This is a genomic window from Paenibacillus plantarum (assembly GCF_013141695.1).
Taxonomy (GTDB): Bacteria; Bacillota; Bacilli; order Paenibacillales; family NBRC-103111; genus Paenibacillus_E; species Paenibacillus_E plantarum.
Map to the genome: position 1 here is coordinate 1 of NZ_WHNY01000038.1, position 1254 is coordinate 1254.

Annotated in this window: 2 protein-coding genes; both read left to right on the plus strand. The window is 46.6% G+C overall.

Annotated elements, in window-relative coordinates:
- The first annotated feature begins 221 nt into the window (after positions 1 to 221).
- On the plus strand, positions 222 to 746 hold the full coding sequence (locus GC096_RS11995; RefSeq protein WP_171630462.1) for an NUDIX hydrolase: 525 nt from the start codon (positions 222 to 224) through the stop codon (positions 744 to 746).
- Between the two features lie 81 nt (positions 747 to 827).
- Positions 828 to 1202 carry a DUF2750 domain-containing protein gene (locus GC096_RS12000; protein ID WP_171630463.1) on the plus strand — a complete coding sequence of 125 codons (375 nt, stop codon included), beginning with the start codon at positions 828 to 830 and terminating at the stop codon, positions 1200 to 1202.
- Positions 1203 to 1254: the final 52 nt, after the last annotated feature.

Consider the following 1254-nt stretch of genomic DNA (forward strand, 5'->3'; position numbering starts at 1 on the left):
CCTGTTATCCGAATAGTGTAAACAATAAGCCGTTAGTGTAGTTAACATCCCTCCTAGAAGCACACGGGAATGCTCGGGAACGAGAGGCGTTTAGGACTACCCGTTTTCCTTGATCGCATAGCGAGAACAAATTCTTCGCAAACATGTATTGGAGGAACCGCCAGAAGTAAGGTACAATCGGAGCAAGATAAAGATTTCCTTATAATGGGAGTGAATTGCAGATGAAATACAGCTATTGTCCAAAGTGTGGGGGGGCACTGCGACTTAACGAGAACAAGGAGCAATCGAAGCCCGTCTGCAGCGCATGCGGATTTGTGTTTTACCAGAATCCAACGGCGGGCGTAGCTATGATTCTCATTCAAAACGGCAAGGTGCTGCTTGGCCGAAAGCGGGGACGCTACAGCGGGCAATGGTGTGTGCCATGCGGTTATGTGGAGTGGGGAGAGGATGTGTATGAGGCGGCAAAGCGTGAAATGATGGAAGAGACGGGGCTTCGCATAGAGCTTACCTCTCTCTATACCGTCAGTTCCCTTTATGGCGAGCCGTACGTAGGCACTGAATGGTATAATCCCGAGCAACAGAGCGTCATGATCTGGTTTCTGACCAAAGAGACCGGCGGGGAGCTTCGTGCGGGAGACGACATCGACCAAGTAGCTTATTTCTCTTACGAGGAGCTCCCCCGAATCGCTTTTCCCGCACATGAAGTCGTGATTCACAAATTGCTGGAGGAGCAGCTCATAAGCTAGCCATCCCTACAGCCGCCCGTCAACCCACAGCCCAGATTACTAACGAGGAACGATAGTTCGGTGGCGAAGGAGAAGGTCATATTGAACCAGAAGGAATTCGAAGCAGTTATAAAGCTTCCAGCAAATATTCGGTATGAGTACTTTATCAAAAAGGTTGCAGATTCGGAAGAAGTTTGGGGCTTGTATGGAGATGGATGGGCAGTGACCGAAGACGATAAAGGTAATTTATTAATCCCATTTTGGCCGAAAAAAATCTTTGCAGAATTTTGTATTTTTGAAGAATGGTCGCATTACAAAGCACAGAGTATTACCTTAAATGAATTTATGAATGACTGGTTACCAGGAATAAGTGAAGATCATCATAAGCCTTCGATCTTTTGGAACAGAAATGATTCGTCTGTTGTAGCTGTCAATGTTCTACTTAACGACTTGGAACAAGAAATTGAAAAATACTAATCCGACGTTACGCTAACTGGGAACGATAGCGGAGGAGCATGCTTCTTGGGCA